Source organism: Sphaerisporangium aureirubrum, from assembly GCF_042658925.1.
GTDB classification, from domain to species: domain Bacteria; phylum Actinomycetota; class Actinomycetes; order Streptosporangiales; family Streptosporangiaceae; genus Sphaerisporangium; species Sphaerisporangium aureirubrum.
Genome location: NZ_JBHSRF010000007.1, coordinates 167,211 through 189,591 on the forward strand (window position 1 = coordinate 167,211; position 22,381 = coordinate 189,591).

General features: G+C 67.4%; 24 protein-coding genes, 4 tRNA genes and 1 pseudogene. 16 read left to right on the forward strand and 13 right to left on the reverse strand.

The features are described 5' to 3' along the window. Positions 1–59 precede the first annotated feature (59 nt). Positions 60–1,499 carry an MFS transporter gene (locus ACFP1K_RS08065; protein ID WP_380748591.1) on the forward strand — a complete coding sequence of 480 codons (1,440 nt, stop codon included), beginning with the start codon at positions 60–62 and terminating at the stop codon, positions 1,497–1,499. Here the strand turns inward: ACFP1K_RS08065 and ACFP1K_RS08070 are convergent. Next, positions 1,485–2,135, reverse strand: a complete 651-nt coding sequence (locus ACFP1K_RS08070) for a class I SAM-dependent methyltransferase (RefSeq protein WP_380748593.1) — start codon at positions 2,133–2,135, stop codon at positions 1,485–1,487. The two genes, ACFP1K_RS08065 and ACFP1K_RS08070, sit on opposite strands and share 15 nt — an antisense overlap. A 94-nt stretch (positions 2,136–2,229) precedes the next feature. Here ACFP1K_RS08070 and ACFP1K_RS08075 point away from each other — a divergent pair, with 94 nt between their 5' ends. Both ACFP1K_RS08075 and ACFP1K_RS08080 read left to right on the forward strand, forming a co-directional pair. Then, entirely contained in the window at positions 2,230–2,805 is a 576-nt protein-coding gene (locus ACFP1K_RS08075; protein WP_380748595.1) for a helix-turn-helix domain-containing protein, read from the forward strand. A gap of 313 nt (positions 2,806–3,118) precedes the next feature. Continuing rightward, on the forward strand, positions 3,119–4,033 hold the full coding sequence (locus tag ACFP1K_RS08080; RefSeq protein ID WP_380748597.1) for a hypothetical protein: 915 nt from the start codon (positions 3,119–3,121) through the stop codon (positions 4,031–4,033). Between the two features lie 48 nt (positions 4,034–4,081). On the opposite strand, the gene ACFP1K_RS08085 is transcribed toward ACFP1K_RS08080, so the two are convergent. Then, entirely contained in the window at positions 4,082–4,597 is a 516-nt protein-coding gene (locus ACFP1K_RS08085; protein ID WP_380748599.1) for a hypothetical protein, read from the reverse strand. Positions 4,598–4,797: 200 nt separating this feature from the next. Here ACFP1K_RS08085 and ACFP1K_RS08090 point away from each other — a divergent pair, with 200 nt between their 5' ends. Next, on the forward strand, positions 4,798–5,847 hold the full coding sequence (locus ACFP1K_RS08090) for a cupin domain-containing protein (protein WP_380748601.1): 1,050 nt from the start codon (positions 4,798–4,800) through the stop codon (positions 5,845–5,847). A 15-nt stretch (positions 5,848–5,862) separates the two neighbouring features. On the opposite strand, the gene ACFP1K_RS08095 is transcribed toward ACFP1K_RS08090, so the two are convergent. Further along, on the reverse strand, positions 5,863–7,056 hold the full coding sequence (locus ACFP1K_RS08095; RefSeq protein WP_380748603.1) for an Nramp family divalent metal transporter: 1,194 nt from the start codon (positions 7,054–7,056) through the stop codon (positions 5,863–5,865). A gap of 181 nt (positions 7,057–7,237) precedes the next feature. On the opposite strand from ACFP1K_RS08095, the gene ACFP1K_RS08100 reads away from it, so the two are divergent. Continuing rightward, positions 7,238–7,558, forward strand: coding sequence for a hypothetical protein (locus tag ACFP1K_RS08100; protein WP_380748605.1), 321 nt, complete (start codon positions 7,238–7,240; stop codon positions 7,556–7,558). A 240-nt stretch (positions 7,559–7,798) separates the two neighbouring features. On the opposite strand, the gene ACFP1K_RS08105 is transcribed toward ACFP1K_RS08100, so the two are convergent. The 4 genes from ACFP1K_RS08105 to ACFP1K_RS08120 form a co-directional block, all read right to left on the reverse strand. Then, positions 7,799–7,872: transfer RNA gene (locus ACFP1K_RS08105), tRNA-Phe, on the reverse strand. A 25-nt stretch (positions 7,873–7,897) separates the two neighbouring features. After that, positions 7,898–7,972, reverse strand: a tRNA-Asp gene (locus tag ACFP1K_RS08110). A gap of 107 nt (positions 7,973–8,079) precedes the next feature. Continuing rightward, positions 8,080–8,152, reverse strand: a tRNA-Glu gene (locus tag ACFP1K_RS08115). An 84-nt stretch (positions 8,153–8,236) separates the two neighbouring features. Then, on the reverse strand, positions 8,237–9,844 hold the full coding sequence (locus tag ACFP1K_RS08120) for a metallophosphoesterase family protein (RefSeq protein WP_380748606.1): 1,608 nt from the start codon (positions 9,842–9,844) through the stop codon (positions 8,237–8,239). A gap of 139 nt (positions 9,845–9,983) precedes the next feature. Here ACFP1K_RS08120 and ACFP1K_RS08125 point away from each other — a divergent pair, with 139 nt between their 5' ends. Continuing rightward, positions 9,984–10,325: a metallopeptidase family protein gene (locus tag ACFP1K_RS08125; RefSeq protein ID WP_380748608.1), complete on the forward strand. Its 342-nt coding sequence runs from the start codon at positions 9,984–9,986 to the stop codon at positions 10,323–10,325. Positions 10,326–10,475: 150 nt separating this feature from the next. Then, entirely contained in the window at positions 10,476–11,768 is a 1,293-nt protein-coding gene (locus ACFP1K_RS08130; RefSeq protein WP_380748610.1) for an MFS transporter, read from the forward strand. Here ACFP1K_RS08130 and ACFP1K_RS08135 read toward each other — a convergent pair. Then, a complete protein-coding gene (locus ACFP1K_RS08135; RefSeq protein ID WP_380748612.1) occupies positions 11,765–12,175 on the reverse strand; it encodes a PspC domain-containing protein in 411 nt (136 codons plus the stop codon). The genes ACFP1K_RS08130 and ACFP1K_RS08135 overlap by 4 nt on opposite strands. 154 nt (positions 12,176–12,329) lie before the next feature. On the opposite strand from ACFP1K_RS08135, the gene ACFP1K_RS08140 reads away from it, so the two are divergent. Beyond that, positions 12,330–12,401: transfer RNA gene (locus ACFP1K_RS08140), tRNA-Lys, on the forward strand. A gap of 102 nt (positions 12,402–12,503) precedes the next feature. Here the strand turns inward: ACFP1K_RS08140 and ACFP1K_RS08145 are convergent. Continuing rightward, the gene (locus ACFP1K_RS08145) at positions 12,504–12,914 is read right to left on the reverse strand and encodes a tyrosine-type recombinase/integrase (protein WP_380748614.1); all 411 of its coding nucleotides are present in this window, start codon (positions 12,912–12,914) and stop codon (positions 12,504–12,506) included. A 180-nt stretch (positions 12,915–13,094) separates the two neighbouring features. Between ACFP1K_RS08145 and ACFP1K_RS08150 the strand changes: the two genes are divergently transcribed. From ACFP1K_RS08150 to ACFP1K_RS08175, 6 genes and pseudogenes are all read left to right on the forward strand, one after another. Then, a complete protein-coding gene (locus ACFP1K_RS08150; protein WP_380748616.1) occupies positions 13,095–13,406 on the forward strand; it encodes a hypothetical protein in 312 nt (103 codons plus the stop codon). Then, positions 13,403–13,810, forward strand: a complete 408-nt coding sequence (locus ACFP1K_RS08155) for a hypothetical protein (protein ID WP_380748618.1) — start codon at positions 13,403–13,405, stop codon at positions 13,808–13,810. Before ACFP1K_RS08150 ends, ACFP1K_RS08155 begins: the two co-directional genes overlap by 4 nt. A 58-nt stretch (positions 13,811–13,868) precedes the next feature. Continuing rightward, positions 13,869–14,159: pseudogene (locus tag ACFP1K_RS08160) on the forward strand (HAD family hydrolase); the annotation flags it as partial. A gap of 374 nt (positions 14,160–14,533) precedes the next feature. Continuing rightward, positions 14,534–14,719, forward strand: a complete 186-nt coding sequence (locus tag ACFP1K_RS08165; RefSeq protein ID WP_380748620.1) for a hypothetical protein — start codon at positions 14,534–14,536, stop codon at positions 14,717–14,719. A gap of 88 nt (positions 14,720–14,807) precedes the next feature. Further along, the gene (locus ACFP1K_RS08170) at positions 14,808–15,032 is read left to right on the forward strand and encodes a hypothetical protein (RefSeq protein ID WP_380748622.1); all 225 of its coding nucleotides are present in this window, start codon (positions 14,808–14,810) and stop codon (positions 15,030–15,032) included. A 438-nt stretch (positions 15,033–15,470) separates the two neighbouring features. Then, the gene (locus tag ACFP1K_RS08175) at positions 15,471–16,049 is read left to right on the forward strand and encodes a dihydrofolate reductase family protein (RefSeq protein ID WP_380748624.1); all 579 of its coding nucleotides are present in this window, start codon (positions 15,471–15,473) and stop codon (positions 16,047–16,049) included. Here the strand turns inward: ACFP1K_RS08175 and ACFP1K_RS08180 are convergent. The 3 genes from ACFP1K_RS08180 to ACFP1K_RS08190 all read right to left on the reverse strand — a co-directional run bounded on the left by ACFP1K_RS08180 (position 16,031) and on the right by ACFP1K_RS08190 (position 19,111). Further along, positions 16,031–16,741: a helix-turn-helix domain-containing protein gene (locus ACFP1K_RS08180; RefSeq protein ID WP_380748626.1), complete on the reverse strand. Its 711-nt coding sequence runs from the start codon at positions 16,739–16,741 to the stop codon at positions 16,031–16,033. The genes ACFP1K_RS08175 and ACFP1K_RS08180 overlap by 19 nt on opposite strands. Before the next feature lie 94 nt (positions 16,742–16,835). Beyond that, positions 16,836–17,864 (reverse strand): ArsR/SmtB family transcription factor, encoded by a 1,029-nt coding sequence (locus tag ACFP1K_RS08185; RefSeq protein ID WP_380748628.1) that lies wholly within the window; start codon positions 17,862–17,864, stop codon positions 16,836–16,838. 413 nt (positions 17,865–18,277) lie between these two features. Next, positions 18,278–19,111 (reverse strand): TSUP family transporter, encoded by an 834-nt coding sequence (locus ACFP1K_RS08190; protein ID WP_380748630.1) that lies wholly within the window; start codon positions 19,109–19,111, stop codon positions 18,278–18,280. An 87-nt stretch (positions 19,112–19,198) separates the two neighbouring features. Here ACFP1K_RS08190 and ACFP1K_RS08195 point away from each other — a divergent pair, with 87 nt between their 5' ends. Further along, a complete protein-coding gene (locus ACFP1K_RS08195; RefSeq protein ID WP_380748632.1) occupies positions 19,199–19,789 on the forward strand; it encodes a sugar O-acetyltransferase in 591 nt (196 codons plus the stop codon). Between the two features lie 64 nt (positions 19,790–19,853). On the opposite strand, the gene ACFP1K_RS08200 is transcribed toward ACFP1K_RS08195, so the two are convergent. Then, positions 19,854–20,336 (reverse strand): ester cyclase, encoded by a 483-nt coding sequence (locus ACFP1K_RS08200; protein ID WP_380748634.1) that lies wholly within the window; start codon positions 20,334–20,336, stop codon positions 19,854–19,856. Positions 20,337–20,576: 240 nt separating this feature from the next. On the opposite strand from ACFP1K_RS08200, the gene nhaA reads away from it, so the two are divergent. Continuing rightward, on the forward strand, positions 20,577–22,376 hold the full coding sequence (gene nhaA, locus ACFP1K_RS08205; RefSeq protein ID WP_380748636.1) for a Na+/H+ antiporter NhaA: 1,800 nt from the start codon (positions 20,577–20,579) through the stop codon (positions 22,374–22,376). Positions 22,377–22,381 lie beyond the last annotated feature (5 nt).

Here is a 22,381-nt window from a genome sequence, read left to right on the forward strand (position 1 = left end):
GTCTACAACAAAACCATCTGCTACGGTCGCTCCTGTTCCCTTCGAAACAGGAGGCGGCCATGCCGCGCACCGCACCCTCTCCCCGGCCGACCCGCACAGGCACGTCCCGATCGCGCCCGCTGGCGCTCGCCGTGCTGTCCGCCTCGATGCTGATGACGATCCTGGACGGCAGCATCGTGACGGTGGCGATGCCGGCCATCCAGCGGGACCTGGGCTTCTCGCCCGCCGGGCTGAGCTGGACCGTCAACGCGTACCTGATCGCCTTCGGCGGGCTGCTGCTCCTCGCCGGACGCCTCGGCGACCTCATCGGCAGGAAGACCATGTTCCTGGCGGGCAACGTGGTCTTCACCGCCGCCTCGCTGCTCGCCGGCGTGGCCACCGGGCCCGGCCTGCTGATCGCCGCACGGTTCCTCCAAGGCGTCGGCAGCGCGATGGCGTCCGCGGTCGTGCTGGGCATCCTGGTGACGTTGTTCACCGAGCCCGGGGAGCGGGCGAAGGCGATCGGCGTCTTCAGCTTCACCGGCGCCGCCGGAGCATCGATCGGCCAGGTCCTGGGGGGCGTCCTCACCGACGCGCTCGGCTGGAACTGGATCTTCTTCATCAACCTGCCGATCGGCCTGATCACGATCGCCCTGGCGGTCCGCGCCCTGCCCGCCGAGCCCGGCACCGGCCTCGCCGCCGGGGCCGACGTCATCGGCGCCGTCCTCGTCACCGGCGGCCTGATGCTCGGCCTCTACACCGTGGTCGGGATCGAGCGGTACGGGTGGCTCGCGGGCCGCACCCTCGGCCTCGGGGCGCTGTCCCTCGCCCTGCTCGCCGCCTTCGTGGCCCGCCAGGCGACCGCCGCGACTCCCCTGATGCCTCTGCGGATCCTGCGCTCCCGGAACGTCTCCGGCGCCAACCTGGTCCAGATGCTGGCCCTGTCGGGCATGTTCGCCTTCCAGATCCTCGTCGCCCTCTACATGCAGAAGATCCTCGGCTACGGTGCCCTCGACACCGGCCTCGCGATGCTCCCCGCCGCCCTGGCCATCGGCGGCGTCTCCCTGTTCGTCTCCGCCCGCCTCAACACCCGCTTCGGCGAACGCCGCGTCCTGATGGCGGGCCTCGTCCTGCTGTTCGCCGCGATGGCCTGGCTCACCCGTATCCCCGTGGACGCCGACTACCTCACCGACCTGCTCCCGGTGATGGTCCTCATCGCGGGCGGCGGCCTGGTCCTGCCCGCCCTGACGTCCCTCGGCATGTCCGGCGCCAGTCCCGGCGACGCCGGCCTCACCTCGGGCCTGTTCAACACCACCCAGCAGATCGGCATGGCCACCGGCGTGGCCGTACTGTCCACCCTCGCCGCCGCCCGCACCCAGGCCCTGCGATCCACCGGCGCCGGCGAGCCTGCCGCGCTGGCCGAGGGCTACCACCTGGCCTTCACCACCTCCGCCGCACTCCTGGCGGCCGCCTTCGTGGTCACCGTGGTCGTCCTGCGCGACCCCTCACGCCGGAACTGACCCGGTCAGGCGGCGGACGGCGACGACGGTGTCGGTGGCGGTGGCCGTCTCGCCGGCCGGGCCGGTGGCCTGACGGTTCGGGCGGTCGAGGCGTTCGGGCCGCCAGTGGGCCGGGTCCAGGTCGAGTTCGGCGAAGATGTCCTGCGGCGCGGGGAAGTGAGCGTCGGCGTCGGGATTCCAGGCCCACGGAAGTACGGAGCCGTGGTCGACGACGAGCAGCAGCCCGCCCGGGTTCAGCGCGTGCGCGGCCTCGCGCAGGACCCGTGCCCGGGGGAGGTCGAACGGCGTGTGCAGGTACTGGGCGTTGACGAGGTCGAACGTGCCGCCGGGGAAGGTGCGGGCCAGGTCGTGCCGCTCGGTGGTGACACGATCCCCGGCCCCCGCCCCGGCCCCGGCCGCGCGGGCGGCGGTCCGGGACAGGGCCGTCGCGGAGATGTCGACCGCGGTCACCTGCCAGCCGCGGGTGGCCAGCCAGACGGCGTCGCCGCCCTCGCCGCACCCGAGGTCCAGCGCGCGTCCCGGCGGCTCCCCCGCCACGGTCTCCACGAGGAGGGCATTGGGGGTGCCCCGCCACACCTGTTCCCGTCCGCTGTAGTGGTTCTCCCAGAAGTGCTCGGCCTCGACGCCGTGTTCCATCGGGTGTGCCGCCTTTCGTTCGTGAGGGTCCCCGAGAATGACCCCCGGTCCTGCCGGTTGCAATTTCTCGTGCCGTTTCGGCAAGGTGACCGGTATGGACGAGCTGAAGAACGTACTGGCCGCCGTGGGCCCGAAGCTCCGTGAGCTGCGCAGGCAGCGCGGCATCACCCTGGCCGACCTGTCGCGGACCACCGGCGTCTCGGAGAGCACGTTGTCGCGCCTGGAGAACGGCACCCGGCGCCCGAACCTGGAGCTGCTGCTCCCCCTAGCCCATGCCTACGGCGTCCCGCTGGACGAGCTGGTCGGCGCCCCGCACACCGGCGACCCGCGCGTGCACCTGCGTCCGGTGCACCGTCACGGCATGACCTTCGTCCCGCTGAGCCGCCGCGCCGGGGGCATGCAGGCCCACAAACTGGTCATCCCACCACAGCCCACCACGGCCGAGCCGGAACTGAAGACGCACGAAGGCTACGAGTGGATCTACGTCCTGGAAGGCCGTCTGCGCCTGCTGCTCGACGACCGCGACCTGGTGCTCAAGCCCGGCGAGGTGGCCGAGTTCGACACCCACCTCCCGCACTGGCTCGGCTCCGCGGACGCCTCCTCCGTCGAACTGCTCGTCCTCTTCGGCCCGCAGGGCGAACGCGCCCACCTGCGAGCCCACCCCGCCTGATCACGCCGGTCAGGCGCGGAGCAGCTTCCAGGCCAGGCCGTGGAGAGCACCGCTGAATGGGGCGGCACCACGGCCGTCTTTCATCTTCCCTTGAACCGATGAATTTCTTCGAAATTGCCGTGAGTAAGAGGAAACGCGGGTGGCTATTCCTAAACGCATACGCTGGTGGAGAACAGCGTTTGCCTAAGAGAGGAATGGCATGAATGTGAAACGGCTCGGCCATTTGGCCGCGGGGACGGCGCTCCTGCTGGCGTCGGGCACGGCGGCGGCGGGCGCAGCGTCCGCGAGTGCCGCGTGCACGTGGACGCGATCCGTGTTACCCGTACCCGCGGGCACCAAGCAGTCCGAGGTCACCGCGACGAACCACCAGGGTGGTTTCTCGGGTCGCGCCGTGCTGGCCGACGGCTTTTGGCACGGCGTCTCGTGGCGGAATGGGCAGTTCATTGATTACGGCACCAAGGTGGGCAACGAGCCGATCGTGGGCGTGCCGGACGAAACGCGGGCGAGCACCGTGCTGGCCTGGACGGCCATCCCGATCGCGCCTCCCGCCGGACCCAGTTACGCGGTCCTCTTCCGGAATGGCCAGGTGGAAAAACTCGTGCGTCCGGCCAACAACGGACAGCTCCGGCCGCTGGCCGCCAATGAGAACGGCGATGTCATAGGCCGGAACATGGTGCGGGTCGACAATTTGTACGTGCACCGCCTGCTGCGCTGGCCGGCCGATCGTCCCGGCCAGGTGATCGAGACCGCCCTGCCCGACAAGTACGAGCCCGAGGCCGCGGACGAGGACGGCACCGTACTGCTGCGCACCCCCGACGGCCCCGCCCTGTGGAGGAACGGCACGATCACCCCCCTCGCCAAGATCTCCGGCGCGGCCGGCACCTTCGCCACCAAGATCTCCAACGGCCGTGTGATCGGCCGCATCAGCTACACCTCCCCGTACCGCACCTACGGCGTGTACTGGGACACCGACGGCGTGCCGCGCGTACTCCCCAAGAGCGCCGACACCCGCGCCATCAACCGCGACGGCCTGATCACCGGCACCACGGACGAGGCCACCGGCGGCGGTGAGGGCATCTGGCGCCTCGGCCAGCACGTCCACACCCTGGCGAAGTCCACCACGCACAGCATGTGGCTCACCGTCGCCTCGGACGACGGCTCGGTGGCCGGCAGCACCTTCAACGCGAACAACGGCACCGGCGAGTCGTTCGTCCTGCGCTGCGTCTGACCGGCTGGTCTCATGGCCCGGGCCGCGTGGTCCGGGCCAGGAGATCCGTCAGGGATTCACGTGCGTGGTGGACGCGACCGGGGCGGTGTACCCCGTCCGCACGCCGCACCCCCAGGCGCCGGCCCGGAACACGCCGGGCGTGAACGTCACGTCGCCGGCGTTCGCGAACGTCACCTGAGCACTGCCCCCCGAGACCCGCCACGGAGTGCCGGGCGCGACGGCGGGGTTGGTCAGGCCGGTGGCGTCGACCGTCCCGGACCCCGCCCCGCCGAGGTGGAGCGTCATGGTGCCGCGGACCACCCCCGCCGCCAGCGAGGTGGTGGACATGAAGGTGTCCGTCATGGCGACCTGCACGGCCGCGGTCTGCCCCCTCGTCACCGTGGCGGGGGACGTGACGCTGACGTCGAAGACCTTGTACCCCCAGGGCCCCGTGATCGCGGCGCAGGTGTAGTTCACCGTCACGGTACCGGCCGAGGCGGGCGCGGCGTCCAAGGTGAGGAGGGCCGCCACCGCCGTCCCCACCATGACAGTCCGGGTCGCGACTTTCCAGCGGAACGAAGGCATAGAAACTCCCGGGGGACACGCGCGTTCGACATTCCCATCCTCGTGCCGAGCGGCCGGGCACAGCATCTCCACACGTGCGGCGAGGACCTCGGAAGATCAAGATCTGCCGACACGCCGCGGCACAACCCGCTACGGCAGACACCCACTGCCTAACCTGGGGAAACGTGGCCACGCACCGGTCGCGGCAACGAGGGGAAACCATGACCAGCACGTCGCCACACATCACCTCCCTGGTAACCGCGCGCCCCGCGTTCGAGAACGAACTCGGATCGGTCACCCTGGTCGACGCCACCGTTCTGCCGATTCTCAGCAGGCTCTCGATCAAGCGTGTCGTCCTCGAACCCGGCGCGATCCGCGAGCCGCAGTGGAACGTCAACGCCAATCAGCTCGGCTACTGTCTTTCCGGCACGGTCCTGGTGTCGATTCTCGGAAATGGCGACGCCTTCTCCTCGTTCATCGTCGGCGCCGGCCAGATGTACCACGTCGAGTCCGGAGCCATTTACCACATCGAGAACATCGGCGGCGAGCGCGCCGAGTTCGTTCTGGCGCTACGCCACGAACGCCCTCAGCATTTCTCCCTGCGCTCCAGCCTCAGCGCCATGACCGACTCGGTGCTCGGCAACACCTACGACCTGCCCGCCTCGGCGTTCGCCGCCTTCGACCGTTCTCCGCCCCAGCAGATCGTCCGCCGTACAGGCGCCGCCGACGTCCCCTCCACGGCCGGACTGCCCAACGCCCATCTGTTCGACGCCGAAGGCCAGCATCCGCCGCTGTCCTACGCCTACGGCGAGGCCCGCCTCGCCCGCAAGCAGTATTGGGCCGCCCTGAAGGACATCTCCATGTACTCCCTGCGCATCAGGGAGAGCGGAATGCGCGAACCCCACTGGCATCCGGTCACCGGCGAGATGGGATACGTCGAAAAAGGCCACGCCCGAATGCGCGTCCTGGACCCCGACAACACCCTCGACGAGTATCTGCTCGGTCCCGGCGACGTGTACTTCGTGCCCCGGGCCTTCCCACATCACATCGAAGTCATCGGCGACGAGGACATCCACTTCCTCATCTTCTTCGACCAGTCCATGCCCGGCGACATCGGCTACCGCGCCACCGCCACGGCGTTCTCCCGCGAAGTCCTCGCCGCCAGTTTCAACATGCCCGAGCGCGACCTCCCCCAATTCCCCTACACCCCCGTCGACCCACTGTTCGTCGCCCGAGCCAATCCCCCCGACCCGGTCCGCACCTCGGCGTGACTCCCCGGCCGCAGGTCAGAACAGCATCAGAATCGGCAGCGAACACCCGAGAAGCGCGACCACAGCGGCCGCCACCCCCGCGATCCAGGTCGTCTGCGGCGCGTTGACCAGCGCCCCCATCAGCGACCGATCCCGGCAGAAGTAGACGAGCAGGAACAGCGCCACCGGCACACCGAAGGAAATGACCACCTGGCTGAGCACCAGCAACCCCGTCAGCGAAGCACCGGAGAACAACGCGAGCACGGCCGGCGTCATCGTCACGATCCGCCGCGCGTGCACAGGCACCCGCCACCCCAGAAATCCCCGCATCACGATGTCCCCCGCGAGCGTCCCGATCCCCGATGAGGAGATCCCCGACGACAACAACGCCACCGCGAAAGCCAATGCCGCGGCCCCCCCAACCCTCCCCGCCAGCTCCGAATGAGCCGCCACCAGATCTCCCGTCCAAGCCCCACCCGTGGCCACCCCCAGCCCCGCCCCGAGCGCGATCATCGCCACATTGACGACCGTCGCCACCCCCAAGGCCAGCGAACAGTCCACCCGCAGAATCCGGCGCACAAGAACAGGCTGCCGCCGAGCATCCTCGGCACTCATCCCCCGCCCCTGCACCAGCGCCGAATGCAGATAAACCGCATGAGGCATGACCGTCGCACCGACGATCCCCATGGCCAGCAACAGCGCCCCCGCACCCCCAAGCCCCGGTACCAGCCCCGCCCCAAGCCCACTGACGGACTGATTCCCCGTGACGACGATGTTGTAGCCGACCCCCGCCCCCACGAACATGAGAGCCCCCGCACTCATGAGCTCGAACGGCCGCGTCCGACCTTTCCGCCGCAACTCCAGCAGCGCCAGCGACACCACCGCCGTAGCCACCGCCGACACGGCCACCGGCACCCCGAACAACAACTGCATCCCAATGGCGGCCCCCACGAACTCCGCAAGATCAGTAGCAATCACGACCACTTCGGCCTGCACCCACAAAACCCGCCCACCCACCCGGCCGAACCTCCGACGACAAAGCTCCGGCAAACTCATCCCCGTAGCCATCCCGAGCTTGGCCGCCTGAAACTGCACTAGAATCGCAACAAGACTGGCCATGACAACAACCCACACCAACCCGTACCCCAGCGTGGCCCCCGCCGTAAGATTGGTAGCCACATTCCCAGGATCCACATAAGCAATAGCCGCCACAAACGCCGGCCCCAGCATAGGCCCAACCCGAGCGCCCCTCACCTCTACCGGTTTGCTCCGAATAATCACTGAGCTTCCCTAAATTGCCACACAGACAACATTCATCTGATCACGTCACCCAGAACGGGAATACGGGCTCAGGGATACCACACCAGAGACGCCAAGAAGCACAGCCACTCCACAAAGGAGCGTGTTTTCGGTGAGCCGTGATTTAGATACCAGCAGAAGCCCCGAACATATCCCGCCGAAGATCAACCAAACCGCCGCCAAGACGAAGTACGTCACCCCCGCCGTCATCCTTGGCGCGATCCCCCTCCTGCTCGTCAACTGGCTCATCGTCATCATGATCCAAGGACGCAACTGCGTCACACCCTCACAAGGCAACATGACGGACTGCGGCACCGGCCTTTCGGAAGAACAGATGCTCGCGACATCAGCCCTGATCGCCCTGGCGATACTCGTCATCCAACTAGCCCTGATCGTCCTACTGACCCAACGCATCCGCTCCACCCCGCGCTAAGCCCGCCCAACCACAGGCAGACCCTTACACGCCGACAGAGCTCACGCATGTCGCGGACTCTCCCAAAACCCTCCACCACCGCCTCTTCGGAACACCAAACCCGAAAGCCGGCAAAGCACCCTGCTATCTGATCATGCTCGATCGAGCCCTTGCCGTTCCACTCCCGGCAAGTTCCGTCAAATACAAACAAGAACGCCCCGTGCACAACTTGCACGGGGCGTTTTAGCTGTTCAGATGGTGTGGTCAGGGGCGGGGTCGAACCGCCGACCTTCCGCTTTTCAGGCGGACGCTCGTACCGACTGAGCTACCTGACCTCGGTGGTGACGGGCACCTACCAGGCGGTCCTGACGGGACTTGAACCCGCGACCTCCACCTTGACAGGGTGGCGAGCACTCCAAACTGCTCTACAGGACCTCGTTGTGCTTTACCGGGGCCGGGGCCCCGGGGTTGTGCTCGCTTAGCTTACCAGTTCGGCGGAGATCGTTGACCTCCGGTCGTTCCGGTGAGCGTCTGCTCACGCGTGCCCCCAACGGGATTCGAACCCGTGCCGCCGCCTTGAAAGGGCGGTGTCCTAGGCCGCTAGACGATGGGGGCTCAGGACTTTCGTCCTGGATCCGTGACGCCGTCCGTCGGGGACCTCTGAAGCATAGGGGACCGTGGGCCCCGATGCCAAAGCGGTCACCGTCTGACCGGCGTGGCGGTTGCGGTGGTCTTCTCTCCCGATGGCGTCGGGGTGGAAGACGGCTCCGGAAGAATTGTACGACCAGGGTCGCTCTCAACGTGACGTTGGATTTGCACCCACTGCTCCCCGAGGCCGCCGAGGGTGACATCGTCCCAGGCCTGGAGGCGATGCGTCTTGCGGTCGAAGTACAGGACGGAGGCCTGGATGGGGGTGGGTTCGTCGTGTTCCAGGCCGCGCAGGCCCGCGCCGCCGGTGGAGCCCTCGATCATCAACCGGCTGCCGGCGGCGAGCATTTCGGTCGACCGTTCGTGGACGTGCCCGGCGAGGACGAGCGGTACGGAGCCGTCGAAGGCCCGTCCGATGGTGGGGTCGTGCACGGCGACCACGTCCACCGGGAGCTTGGCGGCGGCGGCCTCGGTCCCGCTGGCCTTGGAGGCGGCCGGGGAGGGACTGCCGGCCGGGGACGGCTTCCTCGTGGGGACCGATGGGGGGACGAGGCGGGCGGCGTGCGAGCGGCCGAGGCGTTCGAGGGCCGCGGCGTCGGAGTCGACCTCGACGCTCTTGTCGGGGGTGAACCGCGGGTCGCCGAGGCCGTAGATCCGGAGGCCGGCCACGGTCTTCGCGGCACCGTCCAGGACGACGGCGTTCTTCTGGCGGGCGATGGCGCGCTCGGTGTCCGTGGAGTCGTGATTGCCGCGTACGTAGACGTACGGCACCTTCAGCTTGCCGATCTCCTCGACGAACTTGTTCTCCGCCCTGGTGCCGTGGTCCGCGATGTCCCCGGTGTCGATGATCACGTTGATCTGGAACTGTTCCATGAGGGATCGGATCGTGTTCCAGGCCAAAGGGTTGAGGTGAATATCCGAGACGTGCAGCACGCGCAGGGTGTTCGGGTCGGGTGAGTACACGGGCAGGGTGGCGCCCGCGTGGTACAGCTGCGAGACGTTCGTCACCAGCTTGGCGAGTTGTGCCCGGTACTCGGAGAACCGGCTGACGATCGACTCGGCGCTGCCGATGAGCGACGGCACGCCGGTGAGCAGGCCGGTGTAGCGAGGCTCGGAGATGGAGGCGGGGTTGAAGGTCATCACGGCCAGCGCTCCGACGACCACGAGGGTGGCGATGCTCGTCGCCCCCGTCCACAGGGCCTTGCGCCACCCGCGGAAGACGACCAGACCCGCCAGGAACGCCCCTGCGACCGCCCAGATGGCTGCTCTGAGCAACAACTCGCGCAGCCCCGACTGGAGATCGGCCTCGATGAGGTCGGGGAGCGTCTCGGCCCAGCGTGGGCTCTCCAGGAGCCGCTGGGCGACGTCCGCGCGGATGCCGTCCAGGCTGAGGTGCAGTTGCAGCGGCCCCTGATGGGATTCGAAGCGCAGCGTCCCGAGCGGGCGGATGTCCAGGACCGTCTGCCCCCGCCACGACGGCTGGAGGCTCATGCCGATCTCGGCCGGCCCCACGGCCGTGCTCACATGAGCGCCCACGGCCAGCCCCAGCCACGCGCCGGCCAGGGCCACGAGCGCGACCAGCAGGCTTGACGTCGTACGTCGTACGGCCCGCCGTCCGGCGAATCGCCGGCCCGCGTCCATCCACCCTGTGACAGTCATCGTCGCCTTGCTACCCGAAAACGTCGCACAATTCATAGCCGACACGAGTCAGACGATGTTCATGCGTTGGTCAAATCTTCCGGCGGCCAGGTCGGGGAGGGCGTGCGCGGCCGGGCCGGTGCGGTGACACGATGGCAGGGTGATCGAGGTTTCGCGGGGCAGATTCGAGGAACTCGTTGCCGAGGCTCTGGACACCGTTCCGCCCGAACTGGCCCAAGTCATGGACAACGTGGTCGTCGTCGTGGTCGACGATCCTCCCGAACCTGGCCTGCTCGGGCTCTACACGGGCATCCCGCTGACCGAGCGCGGGGACTGGTACTCGGGCGTGCTGCCGGACCGGATCGAGATCTACCGCAATCCGATCTGCGGGATGTGCGCGACCGAAGACGAGGTCATCGAGGAGGTACAAATAACCGTCGTTCACGAAATAGCTCACCATTTCGGAATCGACGACGACCGCTTGCACGAACTGGGCTGGTAGCCCGCTCACCTGGGCGAACTTCTCCGTCGCCTGGTGGTGAGCAGAACCTATCCTGCGATTGGGCTTGCGTAACCACGCCCGGCATGGGCACCGTAGGTGACACACTGAACACGGTCTGTCAGGACGGCCCAGCGAGCCCAGCGGAGAAATATGGCGGCCACGAGGCCAGGCCGGCTGCCCGGGCGGCACCGCCGCTCGCCCGAAAGCCAAGCGACATACGGCGAAGTCATCGCCATCGGCGAATTCCGCGCCCTGTGGGGCGGGCAGTGCCTTTCCTTGCTCGGCGACCAGCTCGCCCAGGTGGCACTGGCCCTGCTCGTCTACGACCGCACCCGTGCGCCCCTCGCCACCGCCGCCGTGTACGCGCTGACGTACCTTCCGCCGATCATCGGTGGTCCCTTCCTCGCCGGACTCGCCGACAAGTACGCGCGGCGTCACATCATGATCGTGTGTGATTTAGCGCGTGCCGCCCTGGTGGGCCTCATGGCGGTGCCCGACATGCCGTTCTTCGTGCTGTGCGCCCTGGTCTTCCTGGTGGTGCTGCTCAGCTCGCCGTTCACGGCCGCACGGGCGGCGCTGCTGCCCGAGATCCTCGAAGGGGACCGGTACGTCGCGGGCTCGGCACTGCAGAACATGACCAACCAAGCGGTGCAGATGCTGGGCTTCGCCGCCGGCGCCGGGCTGATCGCGGCGATCGGGGCCCACTACGGTCTCGCGCTCGACGCGGCGACCTTCCTGGCCTCGGCGCTGATCATCGCGCTCGGCGTCCGCCGCCGCCCTCCACCCGAGCCTGACGGCAGTGTGCCGGTCTCGATGTGGGCCATGACGAAGTCAGGAGCACGGCTCGTCTTCGGGGACCGGCGTCTGCGGGTTCTGGTGCTGTTCGCCTGGCTCTGCGGCTTCTACGTACTTCCCGAGGGCATCGCCGTGCCGTACGCCGCGACCTTCAGCCGGGATCCTCAAACCGTCACGCTGCTCACCGGCCTGCTGATGGCCGCCATGCCCACCGGGACGGTGATCGGCGCGTTCTTCTTCGGCCGGTGCGTCACCCCCACCAGGCGCCTGCGGGCCATGGGGTGGATGGCGATGCTCAGCTGCGCCCCCCTGATCGGCTGCGCGATGCGGCCGCCGGTGGCCGTCGTCCTCGCGCTCTGGGCGCTCGCCGGATTCGGCGGTGCCTATCAGTTGGCGGCGAATGCCGCGTTCGTCCAATGTGTGCCCGCCAACCGGCGGGCCCAGGCCTTCGGTCTCGTGCAGTCCGGGTTGCTCGGCGTCCAGGGCATCGGCATCCTGATCGGCGGAGCCGCCGCCCAAGCGCTCGGTCCAGAGCCGGTGGTCGCCCTCGCCGGGGCGGCCGGGTTGTCCGTGGCCGCGTTGCTGGCCATGCTCTGGACCGAGTCTCGTGCCGAGATAATCACCAGGGTCCGCACTCAGGTGACCTAGAACTTCGCGGGCGGCTCGTCGACCGGGGACTGCCGAGGCGCGTCCTGGACGGGCTGGTCGGCGTACGGCGCCTGGCTCTGCTGCTGCTTCCACTTGGTGGACGCCTGCTGGAAGTGCCCCGAGGCCTGCTGCCAGACCGAGTTGGGCTCGCTCTTCTGCTTACTGATCAGGTCCTGGACGATGGAGGTGCTCTTGCCCTCTTCCGGGATCAGCAGCCACGCGACCGCGTAGATCCCGATGCCGAGCCCACCGAAGAAGGTGGCGACTGCGAGCGCGAGCCGCAGGATGTTGGCGTCGACCCCCAGGAATTCCCCCGCCCCGGAGCAGACCCCTGCGATGATCTTCCCCTGCCGAGTCCGGCGGAGTTCCTTGGTCGACTGGTGCCCGTAAGAGTTCATCTCGTTCATGTCTCAAGACTGCCCCCCACACCGCCCTTAGCACATAGGGATTCCCCCTGGCCCAACCCTGGCGACCCCCTGAACCCCCCTCGCCCCCACCCTGATCCACCAACGGCAAGCCGGTCGCGCAAGTCACGGTACGCTCAGTACCCTGCATCTATGCGGGCCGCTAGCTCAATGGCAGAGCTGCGGACTTTTAATCCGTAGGTTCAGGGTTCGAGTCCCTGGCGGCCCACCCTCAAAGACCAGGGCAGACTCCTGGATCTCATGATCCGTAAGCCTGCCCGGGGTTGCAGTTCGGGTTGCAGTTGTCAGCACGGGGTTGCAGTCCCCGGCCTCATGCATCCCACAGCGCCCGGCCCATCCGCGCCGCCGCATCGCTGGCGAGCTTCGCCGTGACGTGGGTGTAGCGCTTGGTCGTGGTGAGCTGGGAGTGGCCAAGGATTTCCTGCACGACGCTGATGTCCACGCCCTGTTCCAGCAGCAACGTGGCCGCCGTGTGACGTGCGTCGTGGACCCGGGCATCCTTTCCGACCCTGGCATCCCTTAGGAGTGCTTTCCATTCGTCCCAGTCGTCACCGGGGTCGATTGGGCTTCCATCAGTCCGGCTCCAGACGAGATCCATGCCGCACCACTTCTTTCCTGCGGCTTTCTCCTCCTGCCGTTGGGCTTCTCCATGCAGTTTCAGCAGGGGGATCAGCGGTGGCGGAATCAGCACCGTCCGCCGGCCCTTGCCTTTGGGTTTCACGAACGCCCAACCGCCGATGCGATCAGGACAGGACGGGGCGTGCCCGACGCAGTCCGGCGCGCAGAAGGCCGGGCATTTCCCGCCGTGTTCCCGGCACCGTGGAGGGCACGGGCGACGGCACAGGTGTCGCCTCCCGGACGTCCTTTTGGCCTTTGGGCAGTCAGCCGGGCAGGGATACCGGTGCAGCCGTTCTCCGCAGGCATGGTGGTCCTCGCAGCCGTGCTGGAAACGCTGTCGCTTGATTTGCCAGAACACGCGGATGACGCCCTTGTCCAGGTCGAGGTACTTCCACCGCAGCCCGAGCGCTTCGCACTGCCTGAGCCCCAGCGCGAGCGCGACCGACCAACGCGTGCCGTTTCTACGATCTACGGCCTTCTCCAGCACGGCGCGCGCCTCAGCGGCCGTCAGCGGCTCTATCTCGACGTCCTCGCCCGTGGGAGCGTCGATCAGCGTGCAGACGCCTTCTCCTGCCCGACACCACCAGACCCATGACCCTGCCCTGCAAAGCCGACAATCTCGCCGATGACCCCGAATTCCGCGCCCGCGCCACCACGATCATGCAACGCCACGCCACAGCCATACTCGACTCGGTCAACGAGTTGGCTGCCCGCGGAGCGATCAACAAAGCAACCGCCGAGATCCGGCTCCACCAGGTGGCCCCGCTGTTCAAGCTCTACCTCATCAATGGCCAAGACGCATTCTTCGGCTACTACCCGATACAACGCTATGAGCTCCACATAGGCGACGAAAGCCGCGGCATCTATGACCTCATGGGCAAAGACGCCGCGATCTTTCACCACTCCGCCGACACCGACACCGGACGCGAGTACATCAAGCAATCTCGTCTATGGTTCGAGTCGATGTGGAGCACCATCAGCCGGGAGTACAAAGGGTGATCTCTAAGCCTGCAACCATCCATCGCATACTCACCAACGTCAAACACGTACTCTTCGATACGGCCTACTCGGCTACTTCGACCACATCTCAGCCCGCACCCTGTTCCAAGATCCCGCCTTACTCAAACCCCACCCTCATCTGATCACCCAGGCCCTCAACGCTCTGGGAGCCGACCCGGCCCTAACCGTCTTCATCGGCGACTCAGTCAGCGACATCCAAAGCGCCAAAGACGCCGGAGTCCTCAGCATCGGCTACGCCAACGCCCCCGACAAAGACCACCTCCTGCACAACGCCGGAGCAGACGCCGTCATCAACGACATGACCCAGCTCATCCCACCCGGCACATAGCCAGCCACATCGTCGAACGCAAAATATTGCCGAGTTACTCTGTTAAGTATCAAGACGGCGGCGCGGCGCGCCGCCGCACCCCCGGCCCTCCGCCCGCCCGCCGTCCGGGCGTGCGGCCTGGGGGCCGGTCCCGGACGGCGCGGACAACGGGCCGGGCGCCGCACGCCTGCCGCACCGTACTCATCGAACGCTCCGACCAGGGTTGCCGCGCCGCCGTGCAGATGCAGCCCTAACGATCGCCACGGCGTGGCTGGACGCCGTACATGCTTGGGGCGATCGACGATCCAGGATTCGTTCCTCACCCTGGCTCACCGAGCAACGTGGCTAATCGCCGAGCTTGACCCTGGACCGGCGAGATTGCAGGCTGACGAACTATGAGCAGGAGGCGCTACGTCGCCAGAGGCGTTCCCGGCGGCTACCGGATCTGGGACAACAAGGCACGCCGCTGGTGGGGCGACCACTACGAGTTGTACCTTGACGATCTGCTCGACGAGTTGAACGGCGCGCGCGACTACGCCAAGGACGCACCTTCCCATGCCTGGTTAGGGGTGCCATATTGATCTCGTGAGATCCAGTGCGGGCAAGCAACCTCGTGAAGGTGCGGCGAAGGTGCTCTCACCCCGCCAACCGACATGGAGTTCTGTGTTAGTGGCTGTCGTCGCCACGTACGGCATCCTCATCCACGGTTTGGCGCTCTTCAAGGGCATGCCTTCGTCCATCACCGAGGACTGGCTTCACCTCGGCGCCTCGCCATGGTGGTGGGTATCAGAGGCCATCATGGGCGCGATATTTGTCCTCATTCTGTGGATTCAGATAAGAGACGTCCGGCAGAGGTATCGCTCACCCAAATCAACGCCGGAGGATTCCATATAACCTTCCTTGGGCGTCTACTCCCGTGGCGCGAAGGATTGCAGGGGAGCCACAATCGCGCGGGTTGCAGTTTGGGTTGCAGTTCAAGGTGATCCAAAGGCGTTCAGATCAGACCACGCATGCCCGCTGACCTGCATTGAACTGTCTGGAACCATGATCGTCCGAGCTTAAAATCCGAAGGTTCAGGGTTCGATTCCTCGGCGGCCCACCTGCACAATAACCGTGAGCCCATCGTGGAATTTTTCGCCTCAACCACGTGCGGCCACTGTCCGGTTGTGGCGTCGTCCATTACCTCCTTGGCCGTCGTTTTCATACAAGACGGCCGCAGTGGGGCTTCCTAGCATGGCGTGGGCGCTCCGCCACGGTGCGTTGGAGTGGAACTGCCATCCGCTTGTCGATCTACCTGGCGGCCTCGTCGGCCGGCAATGAGGGGAGCAGCACATGCGTGATCTGGTCTGTACGGCGTTTGTTTCGCTCGATGGTGTTGTGGACTCCCCGGGGGGTGGGCCGGGGGAAGAGCACCGGAGTGGGGGGTGGGTGGTCAAGGGCATCGAGTTTCTGCCTGAGGCGTTCTCGCTCAAGGGGGAGGAGCTTGAGGAAACGACGGCGTTGATGTTCGGGCGTCGTAGCTATGAGGTGTTCGCACCGTTCTGGCGGGACTCGGAGGATCATGCCGCTTACAAGGAGCTGCCCAAGTACGTGGTCTCGAGCACGCTGCCCGACGACGCCATCGTTGAGGGGTGGGGGCCTACGACGATCCTGCGGTCGACCGAGGACGTCGTCGAACTCAAGAAGGGCGAGGGGGGCGCGATCTTCATTCATGGGAGTGCGGAGCTCGCTCGGCGACTGTCGGACGCGAGACTGGTCGACCGGTACAACCTGCTCGTGTTCCCGGTGCTGCTCGGAGCGGGGAAGAGCCTGTTCAGCGGGGCGGACAGAGACAAGCAGGCATTGAGTCTTCGGGCGTCCGAGGCCTACCCGAACGGTATCGTCAAGTTGATCTACGACGTCGTCGGCTGATCCAGATCCAGGGCGATCGCGCCGACGGTGCCCTCGCGGAGTTGTCGCGCCGTACACCCGACGTAGCGGCGCAGCGCACGGGCCAGGTGTGGCTCGTCGAAGTACTCGAGCTTGGAGATGACATCGGCGACCGGGGTGCCGGCGGCCAGCAGCGCCGAGGCATTGCGGACGCGTTCGATCTGCCGTACGGCGCCCTGGGTGAGCCCGGTCGCCGCGCGGAACCGGCGTTCGAGGGTGCGTCCCGAGACCATTGGACGGTGGCCTCGACGGACCTCGGCGACGAGCGGGTCACGGAGCACGGCTCCGGCGCGCACTAGGCGGTCGACCAGGGCCTCGGCGTCGTCGGGGCCGGGCGTCTCCCAACGGCTGCCGTCCAGCCGGAAGGTCCGGTGCGTGGCGTCGGGGAGTTCGACGCCGCGGTCGACCAGGGCCGGGGTGGGCACGGCCCGGAGCCAGGTGCCCACCGCGAACTCGATGCCGACGAAGGTCGCGCCCTCCGGGACCGGCGCGGTGCCGGTCCCGGTCTCAGGGCCGGAGATGCTCGCGTAAGGCGTGCCCTCGCGCTCCCAGAACACCAGACCCCAGCACACGGCCGCCACCGAGGTCATCTCCGTGACCCGCTCGCTCGTACAGGTCCACACGGTGTCGACCCAGGGCGAGTCGGACGCGCGAGTCTCGAACCGCAGTGCCACGGGAGAAGGATAGGCACAGTTCGTCGTACACCCAATCGAGCCGCCATGGTGCCGACCACCGCCCGCCTCGCCGACGCGTCCGAGCAGGCGCTGGTCACGGGAGTGAGCCGGTTCGGCGTATGACCGTCAGGTTTTCGGTTTCGAAGGGTGTGCGGCCGGTGAGGAAGGCCGCGCCCAGGGGGCTGAGCGTGTGCAGCATGGCGGTGGCTCTGCGGCGGCTTCTGATCAGGCCCGCGTCGCGGAGGATGGAGGTGTGATGGCTGACTGTGGCCAGGGATACCCCTAGGTGCTGGGCCAGTTCGCTCGTCGTGCCGCCGAAGGCTACGGCTCGCAGGACCGCGGCGCGGGTCTCGCCGAGCACTCGATTGAGAGCGATGCCCGGCGGCGTCTGTAACGCGCCGGGGTTGTGGTGCGCGGGGTAGACGATGGCTTGCGGCAGTTCGGGGTTGAAGATGGTGGCCGGATGCAGGTGGCTGAAGTACGAGGGGATCAGCAGCAGGCCGCGTCCGTTGAGGTGGATGTCGCGATCGGAGGGATGGTCGGCAATCTCCAGAACCGGGAAGCTCCAGCGCATCATCGGGCGGAAGCTGTGGAGCAGGGCGTTCACGCCGTCGCCACGCATGACCTGGCGGCGGAGAGCGATGTCACTGTCGACGCAGGCGCGGATGGTCGGCCAGTACGGCTCCACCGAGAGCCGGTGGTAGGCGCGCACGGTGTCGCCGAGTTCGGTCAGCGCACCTGTTCGGGCGGCTCGTAGGTCCTCCAGCCAGGTCCCGGCGCCCGGTCTGCCACCGAGCAGGCCGATCTCTTCGCGTAATCGGTGCCGGGACGTGCTCAGGATCGTTTCCAGGGCTTCCTCCAGGCCGAGGGCGCCCTCAGGAGGCGTGAGCAGGTCGGGGTAATAGGCGGCGTGGGGCGCGACCGGGAAGAGCCGGCTGTGCACCGGCCGCGCTACGCCCGCGCGATGCAGGTCGTGGCGCACCCGCCGGCGCCAGTGCCCGAATGCTTTCCGCCCATAGGTGCCCTGCAGGGCTTGCAAGCTGCCGACCACCTCCCACATCACATCCGGCCCGTCCGCCACATGGGTGCGCGCCAGATCTGCGCGCGTGAAATGAATGCGCATCCGCCCTCCCCCGGTCGCTTGGCCTCCCCCGTCGAAGGCCTGCGCTTCTCATTAACGAATATCGCCGAATCAGCCCGTTTGTTTCCAGTGTTTTGCGTGCGGAGCATGGTCGAGGGTGCCTGGTTCGCGCTCCGGGGAGGACGGTCACGCACAGGGACGAGGCATCTGACCTGCGTGTTTCAACTGTGCTCGAAATGTGTTGTCGCGGGCCGAGACTCAAAGCGAGGCTGATGACTAACTCAGCCGTGCCCAAAAATCATCGGTCGGGCACCCGGGGCCACGAGAGGTGTGAATTCGTGGCGCGCCTAATGAAGTCGTTCGAGAGAAGAAAGGGGGGAAGAAGTTCGGTGGCACGTGCTCTCGTGGTCACGCTCGCGAATCGTGAGCCGCCTCACGTCGGTGGCAGCCTGTTTTCAGTTCAGGCCCTGTGCGGCGTACAGGCAGGCCAGGGCGATGGCCAACGTGCCCAGCAGCAGCCGCAGAGCGGTCTCGGGCAGACGAGGCTGTAGGTGGGCGCCGATGTAGCCGCCGATCAGGCCGCCCAGACCACACAGCAGACCCAGCGCCCAGTCCGGTGAGATGTCTCCGGGGGTGGTCAGCGCCAGGACGGTGTAGGTGAGCGCTCCGGCGATCGAGGTGAGGAACGTGGAGGCCAGCGCGGCGGGCGCGACCGTGGCGACCGGGAGTCCTCGTCCGGCCAGGATCGGCCCGAGCAAAGACCCGCCGCCGATTCCGTATATCCCGCCCACGATCCCGACCGCCACCGCGAGCGTGGTGATGGCACGCGGAGAGGGACCTTCCGGCGTGTCGTGGCGGCGAGGTGGCCGCAGCGTGCGCATGCACAGCCACAGGCCCAAGGGGAGGAGCAGGCACGCGACCAGGAGGCGGAACACCTGGGGATCGGGGAGGATGAAGACCCGGATGAGCGCGCCGATGACGACACCAGGCAGGGTGCCGAGCACCAGCAGGCGGGTCAGCGGGCCGCCGAGGTGGCCGCGCCTGCGGTAGCGCAGCAGCGCGCCGGGGCCGGCCACGACGTTGTACAGCAGGTTGGTGGGCGTCACCGCCGGGCTCGGCACGTTCAGCACGCTGAACTGGACCGGTAGCAGGAAGACGGCTCCGGACACCCCGACGGGGGTGGTCACCACCGCGATGAGAAGGCCCGCGGTGCACCCGATCAATCCTTGCCACCAACTCACGGGTTCACCGGCCGCACTCCATCCTTCGAGTCGTCCAGATGATGACATGGCTCCCAGATGGAAGGCGTCTCGTGTGTCTCGGTGACCGGGTACTGTACGCCTCCCTGTCACGAACGATGAGGCAAGGAACACGCAGTGACGCTTGAGGACCAGCGCGTGCACATTCTTTCCGGCCGGATGTACAACGACCTCACCGAGGAACTCGTCCAGGCACGCCGGCGCACCGTGCTGCTGACCAGCGAGTACAACGACAGTTTCGGGCAGTCGCAGGAACACCGTGAGGCGATCCTGCGGCGCCTGCTGCGGGACGTCGGACGGGACTGCCATTTCGAGCCGACATTCCGTTGTGAGTTCGGCTTCAACATCACGCTCGGCGACCATTTCTACGCCAACTTCGACTGCGTGATGCTCGATGGCGGCGGCATCACCATCGGCGACCATGTGCTCTTCGGGCCCCGCGTCGGGATCTACACCACCAACCACGCCATCGACGCGGCCGAACGCGTGGCGGGCGCCTGTTACGCCAAGCCTGTGACGATCGGTGATCGCGTCTGGATCGGGGGCGACGTCACCATCAACCAGGGCGTGACGATCGGCGACAACGCGATCGTCGGCTCCGGCAGCGTGGTCACCCGGTCGATCCCGCCCGACGTCATCGCCGTCGGCTCCCCCGCCCGGGTGCTGCGCCCGATCACCGAGGCCGACAAGACCGGCTACCGGCCCTGACGATCCGTGACCGGCCCGCCGATGGCGGCCCTCACGCCGGTGAGCCAGGCGGCCCGGCTGTGGGCTATTGGAGTTGGGCGGGCTCGCGGGTGGTGCGGCCGGGGGCGGCTTGCTCGTGGGGGTGGGGGAACCAGAGGCAGGCGCCCAGTTGGGCCGCGAGTTCCAGTTGGTCGTAGAAGATTCGGTGGCTGACGATGTAGCCGTGTTCGACGGAGGAGACGCTGCAGGCGCGGACGGTTATGGGGCGGGAGGTGGGGTCCAGGTAGCCGCCGCCCGGCATCAGCCAGGGGCCCGAGTTGGTGCCGGTGAGGGTGTACTCGGCGATCAAGGTGTCGCCGAGGACGGTCACGGTCTGGGGGGTGCAGTGGGAGTCGGGGAAGGCGTCGATGAACTCGGCGTAGTAGGAGACGATCTCCTCGCGGTCCTGACCAAGGCCGTCGGGGGCCACCAGGACGGCGCGAGGGCTGAAGCACAGGGCCAGCGTGTCGAGGTCGTGGTGGTTGAAAGCTTTTCTTAGCCGGGCCAGGACTGACAAGGGATCAGACATCGATGGTCCTTTGCACTGCAGGGCTTTCCGCATGGTCGAACTGGGGTGATCTGTCATAGTTCATCATGGTTTTGGCGTTTGGTGAGTAAAGTGAGTTTAGATCGTTTGCGCAGGTCCACGGCGGGCGCGGATGTCCGGAACAGTTCCCGAGGGTTCTGAAAAGCAATCGGCTTCGTTCCGATGGTTGATCGAACGCGGCGGAACCACCCCCCGTAAACTCGCGCCGGGGGACCTTTATCGATGCGCACGTTCTTCAAGACCGAAGTGGGCAGCACCAGCGTGCTGCTCGGGGCCACCGTGCTCGGGCTGCTGTGGGCGAACTCCCCCTGGGCGGACACCTACGAGCGGTTCTGGCACCTCACGCTCGGGCTGTCCTTCAACGGGGACGCGTTCTCGCTCGACCTGCGCCACTGGGTGAACGACGGGCTGATGGCGGTGTTCTTCTTCGTCATCGGGCTGGAGATCTCCCGGGAGGTGGCCGTCGGGCAGCTGCGCGACCGGCGGCTGATCGCGGTTCCCGCGGTCGCGGCCCTCGGCGGCATGCTGGTGCCGGCGGGGGTGTACCTCCTGCTGAACGCGGGCGGGCCGGCCGCGGGTGGCTGGGGGGTGCCCATCGCCACCGACACCGCGTTCACGCTCGGTGTGCTGGCCATCGTGGGGGCACGCTGCCCGGAGCCGCTGCGTGCCTTCCTGCTGACGCTGGCGATCGTCGACGACGTGCTGGCGATCCTCGTCATCGCCGTCTTCTACACCGAGGACCTGTCGGTGGTCGCGCTGCTGTGGGCGGTCGCGCTGCTGGCGCTGATCGTGACCCTGCGCTGGCTGCGGTTCTGGCGGGCACCCGCGTACGTCATGCTCGGCTTCGCGCTGTGGGTGACGACGCTGGAGAGCGGAGTGCACCCGACGCTGGTCGGCATCGCGCTCGGCGCCCTGGTGCTGGTGTACGCGCCGCGCGAGCACCAGGTGATGCTCGCGGGCGAGGCCGTGCAGGAGTTCACCATCGCCCCGAACGCCCGGCTGGCCGTCCAGGCGGCCCGCACCGTACGGCAGGCGGTGTCGGTGAACGAGCGCCTGCAGCTCATGCTCCACCCGTGGAGCAGCTACGTCATCGTGCCGATCTTCGCGCTGGCCAACGCCGGGGTGCGGCTGGACGGCGAGTCCCTGCGTCACGCCGTCTCCTCCCCCGTCACCTGGGGCATCGTGCTCGGCCTGGTACTCGGCAAGCTCGTCGGCATCTCGCTCGGCACCTGGATCCCGCTGCGTCTCAACTGGGGCATCCTGCCGGGCAACCTGGTCTGGGGGCAGATGCTCGGCGGCGCCGCGGTGTCCGGCATCGGGTTCACGGTGTCGCTGTTCATCGTGGACCTGGCCTTCACCGACCCCGCGATCCGCAGCGACGCAAAGATCGGGATCATCACGGGCTCGCTGATCGCCGCGTTCCTCGGCTGGCTGGTCTTCCGGATGGCCTGGGACCAGGGAGGCGTCTGCGCGCCACCGCGGACCACCCCCGAGGAGGAGCTGCCGGAGACCCTCGCCGTACCCGTTCACGAGAACGACCACGTGCGGGGCCCCGCCACGGCCGCCGTGACACTGGTCGAGTACGGCGACTTCGAGTGCCCGTACTGCGGGCGCCTGCACGGCGTCCTGGAACAGCTCCGCGAGCGCCACCCCGACCTCCGCGTCGTGTTCCGCCACTTCCCCCTCCGCGAACTGCACCCGCACGCCGCCCCCGCCGCCCTGATCACCGAGGACGCCGCCGACCACGGGAAGTTCTGGGAGATGCACGACACGCTGTTCACCCACCAGCGCCACCTGAACCACCCCGACCTGGAGCGATACGCCCGTTCACTGAACGTCGAGCCCTGGCGCGACGTGCCGGAACACCTCGACCGCATCGCCGCCGACGAAGACTCCGGCCGCCGCAGCGGCGTCCGCGGCACCCCGACGATCTTCCTCAACGGCGCCCGGTACCACGGCCACCACGACCTGGAGTCCCTTTCCCAGGCGATCACCGAACTCCAAGGCGCCACACGCTCTTGAAGCGT

What these genes read in the sequence shown, in the direction of transcription:
- ACFP1K_RS08065 (WP_380748591.1), top strand. Translation starts at nt 60, where the DNA reads ATGCCGCGCACCGCACCCTCTCCCCGGCCGACCCGCACAGGCACGTCC.
- ACFP1K_RS08070 (WP_380748593.1), bottom strand. Translation starts at nt 2,135, where the DNA reads ATGGAACACGGCGTCGAGGCCGAGCACTTCTGGGAGAACCACTACAGC.
- ACFP1K_RS08075 (WP_380748595.1), top strand. Translation starts at nt 2,230, where the DNA reads ATGGACGAGCTGAAGAACGTACTGGCCGCCGTGGGCCCGAAGCTCCGT.
- ACFP1K_RS08085 (WP_380748599.1), bottom strand. Translation starts at nt 4,597, where the DNA reads ATGCCTTCGTTCCGCTGGAAAGTCGCGACCCGGACTGTCATGGTGGGG.
- ACFP1K_RS08090 (WP_380748601.1), top strand. Translation starts at nt 4,798, where the DNA reads ATGACCAGCACGTCGCCACACATCACCTCCCTGGTAACCGCGCGCCCC.
- ACFP1K_RS08095 (WP_380748603.1), bottom strand. Translation starts at nt 7,056, where the DNA reads ATGCTGGGGCCGGCGTTTGTGGCGGCTATTGCTTATGTGGATCCTGGG.
- ACFP1K_RS08120 (WP_380748606.1), bottom strand. Translation starts at nt 9,844, where the DNA reads ATGACTGTCACAGGGTGGATGGACGCGGGCCGGCGATTCGCCGGACGG.
- ACFP1K_RS08130 (WP_380748610.1), top strand. Translation starts at nt 10,476, where the DNA reads ATGGCGGCCACGAGGCCAGGCCGGCTGCCCGGGCGGCACCGCCGCTCG.
- ACFP1K_RS08135 (WP_380748612.1), bottom strand. Translation starts at nt 12,175, where the DNA reads ATGAACGAGATGAACTCTTACGGGCACCAGTCGACCAAGGAACTCCGC.
- ACFP1K_RS08155 (WP_380748618.1), top strand. Translation starts at nt 13,403, where the DNA reads ATGACCCTGCCCTGCAAAGCCGACAATCTCGCCGATGACCCCGAATTC.
- ACFP1K_RS08165 (WP_380748620.1), top strand. Translation starts at nt 14,534, where the DNA reads ATGAGCAGGAGGCGCTACGTCGCCAGAGGCGTTCCCGGCGGCTACCGG.
- ACFP1K_RS08175 (WP_380748624.1), top strand. Translation starts at nt 15,471, where the DNA reads ATGCGTGATCTGGTCTGTACGGCGTTTGTTTCGCTCGATGGTGTTGTG.
- ACFP1K_RS08185 (WP_380748628.1), bottom strand. Translation starts at nt 17,864, where the DNA reads ATGCGCATTCATTTCACGCGCGCAGATCTGGCGCGCACCCATGTGGCG.
- ACFP1K_RS08190 (WP_380748630.1), bottom strand. Translation starts at nt 19,111, where the DNA reads ATGTCATCATCTGGACGACTCGAAGGATGGAGTGCGGCCGGTGAACCC.
- ACFP1K_RS08200 (WP_380748634.1), bottom strand. Translation starts at nt 20,336, where the DNA reads ATGTCTGATCCCTTGTCAGTCCTGGCCCGGCTAAGAAAAGCTTTCAAC.
- nhaA (WP_380748636.1), top strand. Translation starts at nt 20,577, where the DNA reads ATGCGCACGTTCTTCAAGACCGAAGTGGGCAGCACCAGCGTGCTGCTC.